Source organism: Arthrobacter sp. H14 (assembly GCF_000520495.1).
GTDB lineage: Bacteria > Actinomycetota > Actinomycetes > Actinomycetales > Micrococcaceae > Arthrobacter_C.
Window position 1 is genome coordinate 98259 of record NZ_KI914621.1, and the last position, 2963, is coordinate 101221.

The following is a 2963-nucleotide window of genomic DNA, read 5'->3' on the forward strand; positions in this document are numbered from 1 at the left end:
TCTAGCCGGAATGTTGGCAGCTATGGCCGGCGCCCTGTTGGTCGTAGCCTCAACGGTCCTCGGTTCGCTGACCGTCCTGCTGACCGGAACGGCTTTGATAGGTGTTGGCGCCGCTGCGAATCTGCAGGCCAGGTTCGCAGCGGTGGATCTGGCCGGTTCAGCACACCGCGGACGCGACCTTTCCATCGTCGTCTGGGCCATTACGGTTGGGGCGGTAGCCGGACCGAATCTCATCGAGCCAGGAGCCGTCGTCGGCAGGTGGCTGGGTTTGCCGGAAATCGCCGGCCCGTTTGTTATCGCTGCAGGCGCACTGGCCGTAGCGTCAATGCTGCTGGGTTTTGGACTGCGCCCGGACCCATTGCTCACGGCAAGGGTCTGGGAGGATGAAGACCGTGTGCGCGGAAAATCCGGTTCAGCAGCGCCAGCGGCAGGACGAACGTCGCTGCGGGCGGGACTTGGCGCCGTCCGGGCTTCCAGGCCGGCGCGGCTGGCATTTGGCGCCATCGTCGCGGCACACGCTGTGATGGTCGCCGTGATGTCGATGACTCCACTTCACCTTCAGCAGCTCGGCGCAGCCCATGAAAGCACGGGCAGTGTGGAGGGGGCAGCCGGTGCAGCGGAGACCGGGACGGCCATTCTTGCCACGGATGAGTTTGCCATTATTGGTTTCACGATCTCGCTTCACATTGCCGGCATGTATGCGTTGTCGCCGGTTATGGGGTCGTTGGCCGACAGATTTGGACGCCGGCGCACCATGCTGCTGGGGCAGATCCTGCTGGTGGTCGCTGCCGCCTTGGCCGGTTTCGGCTACCAGAGTCAATGGACAGTGGCGGCAGGACTGGTTGCGTTGGGGCTTGGCTGGTCCGCCGTGACAATTGCCGGTTCCACCCTGCTGGCCGAAAGCGTAGCGCCAGACCAAAAGGTCGTTGTCCAGGGTTTGTCCGACATGATGATGAGCGCAGCGGGAGCGGTGGGAGGAGCGGTGTCCGGTGTCATTTTGAGCCTGATTGGATTTACTGGATTGACACTGGTGTCCGGTGCGTTGGCCGCCTTCGTCGGTTTCCTCGTCGTGGCCGCACTCCTCCGGCGGCGAGTCTCCGTCACTGATTACGCAGTTTGACCGACTAAAAAACTCCGCCGTGCGAACGCCAACTACACCCGCTCAGCTCTCTCCTGGCGGCATAGGTTGAGCAATCGGGCGAAGACAGCCGCCCCGTCCTGCCGCAGCCCATCGTGATGGTAATCGCCCGTTTCCCAAATCCGTAGTCCTGCCACTCTGCCGGCAGTCTGCAGTGAGAGTTCATGGGCCACGAAAATATCGTCCAGGTAGACGGCGGCCGCTGCGGGAACTTCGTTACGGGCAAGCTGGTCCAAGTCGTACAGCTGTCCCCAGTCGTCAATCTTCGACACCTTGTCGGCCACGGCAGCCAAGGGAATCAATGCCGGATCTTCTTCGAAGTACCACGGATGGATCATTTCTCCGGTAAACAACAACGGATCAGCCGCAGTGTTGAAATCCGGCCGCTCTGCGAGCACGCGATCGGCCGCCCACCCCGTTGCTCGACCTTGGGAGTAGATGGACTCGTGCATCACGGCGTAGAGCGGATTCGCCGCATAACTGACAACGGAGCCAACCTGCTCCAGAAATCCATCGGAGAGCCTTTTTCCATCCACAGTGGTCACGAAGGGGTCTTCGAGAAGAAAATGCAGCTGGTGTACGCGTGAATTGCCACCGAGTAAATTGCCGAGCATTTGAAACCTATGCACGGTCAAGCGTTCTCCGGTGGGCAGGTATTCAGGAACAGCCAGGAGGTGTTCGGCTACCTGCCGCGCCATCTCCCGGTCCTGCGGATACCAACCGTAGAATTCCTCGTTCCGGGCTTTTACCCGTGTGTATGTGGCCCGATAGACATCCTCAATTGACCCGGTGACCGGTCCGAGACCGCCGGTGATCAAAGCCTCGCGCAGGCTCCCGGGAGCGGTTGAAAGATAGCTCAGCGCACAAAAGCCTCCGAAACTTTGTCCAAGAATGCTCCATTGCTCGACGCCGAGACGCCGGCGGATGAGCTCCGCGTCAGCAACGATGGAGTCGGCCCGGAAATGACGTAGGTAATTGGCCTGCTCACGCGTCCCGCCGCGGAGCGGAAGCGTCTGCCGGTTGATGGGAGCTGAGCGGCCGGTGCCACGCTGGTCGAGAAGCAGGACCCGGAACGTCTTGAGCGCCTCTTCCAGCCAGCCACCCAGCTCGAGTGGGCGGTTTGCCGCCATTCCGGGACCGCCCTGGAAGAAGACCAGCCATGGCGCTGGATCCGGATCCGCTCCCTTTTCAACCTTCGCCGGAGAGGCAATTTCGCGTGCGTGGATTTCAAGCTGTTCGCCAGCAGGATTGTCATGGTCGAGCGGAACTTCGAAGACGTGGTCGGTCAGCCGCATACCGGTTCGCTCTACGGAACCGAGGACGCGGTGGGAAGAAGGGGAGGCCATTATTTGAGCATATCCGCCTTCAACGGGCGCTAAGTCCGAAGCGGTCCCACGTCGGTCACCCGCACCGCGGCAGTACCCAGTTCGTCCGATTCCGCCAAATCCACTTCGGCGCTGATTCCCCAGTCACGGTCTCCGGCAGGGTCGTCGAAAATCTGCCGCAGTTTCCAGCTGCTTGAACCCTCTTCAATCATCAACAAGGCAGGGCCCCGTGCACCGGGGCCCGTTCCCAGTTCTTCGTATTCGTCCCAATACAGGTCCATCGCAGCGGCCCACCGGTCGGCATTCCAACCGGCGTCCTGGTCGAGTTCACCCAGCGCATCGACGTCATCCAATGCCGCCAATTCGACCCTGCGGAACATCTCGTTGCGCACCATGACACGGAAGGCACGCACATTGGTGGTGACTCCTGGCGGTTCCGGCGGCCGGGCGCCCAGTTCCTCCGGTCGTGCCTGTCCTGCGGGAGCGGCGACGGCTGCTGC

Annotated in this window: 3 protein-coding genes; 1 reads left to right on the forward strand and 2 read right to left on the reverse strand. The window is 61.8% G+C overall.

Annotated features, from left to right (window positions below; translation table 11 throughout):
* The coding region (locus tag Y707_RS22995; RefSeq protein ID WP_035780047.1) for an MFS transporter at positions 1-1120 on the forward strand (1120 nt) is incomplete at its 5' end.
* Positions 1121-1152: 32 nt separating this feature from the next.
* Here the strand turns inward: Y707_RS22995 and Y707_RS23000 are convergent.
* Together Y707_RS23000 and Y707_RS29465 are read right to left on the reverse strand one after the other, a co-directional pair.
* On the reverse strand, positions 1153-2484 hold the full coding sequence (locus tag Y707_RS23000; protein ID WP_051441577.1) for an alpha/beta fold hydrolase: 1332 nt from the start codon (positions 2482-2484) through the stop codon (positions 1153-1155).
* 29 nt (positions 2485-2513) lie between these two features.
* A partial coding sequence (locus Y707_RS29465) for a DUF3516 domain-containing protein (RefSeq protein WP_035780049.1) occupies positions 2514-2963 on the reverse strand: 450 nt, incomplete at its 5' end.

What these genes read in the sequence shown, in the direction of transcription:
- Y707_RS23000 (WP_051441577.1), bottom strand. Translation starts at nt 2,484, where the DNA reads ATGGCCTCCCCTTCTTCCCACCGCGTCCTCGGTTCCGTAGAGCGAACC.